1 protein-coding gene is annotated in these 409 nt (G+C 60.6%); it reads left to right on the top strand.

Features of this window, described 5'->3' with window-relative positions:
* Positions 1-384, top strand: a 384-nt coding sequence (mscL, locus tag EN906_RS37040) for a large conductance mechanosensitive channel protein MscL (RefSeq protein ID WP_127375907.1), incomplete at its 5' end; no start/stop codon positions are given.
* Positions 385-409: the final 25 nt, after the last annotated feature.

Consider the following 409-nt stretch of genomic DNA (forward strand, 5'->3'; position numbering starts at 1 on the left):
GTGATGGACCTTGCGGTCGGCGTCATCATCGGCGCGGCCTTCGGCAAGATCGTCGATTCCCTTGTCAACGACATCATCATGCCGATCGTCGGTGCGATTTTCGGCGGATTGGACTTCAACAACTATTTCTTCGGATTGTCCTCAGCCGTCAACGCGACCTCGCTGGCCGATGCCAAGAAGCAGGGCGCGGTCTTTGCCTATGGCAGCTTCATCACCGTGGCTCTGAACTTCCTCATCCTCGCTTTCATCATCTTCCTGATGGTCAAGGCGGTGAACAACATGCGCAAGCGGCTTGAGCGCGAGAAGCCCGCTGCACCGGCCGCTCCGCCGCCTGCCGACGTCGCGCTGCTCACCGAAATTCGCGATCTGCTCGCCCGGCGCTGACCACGGGCGGCCTTTGCTGGACCAA

This window comes from Mesorhizobium sp. M7A.F.Ca.CA.004.06.1.1 (assembly GCF_003999135.1).
In the GTDB taxonomy this organism is placed as follows: domain Bacteria; phylum Pseudomonadota; class Alphaproteobacteria; order Rhizobiales; family Rhizobiaceae; genus Mesorhizobium.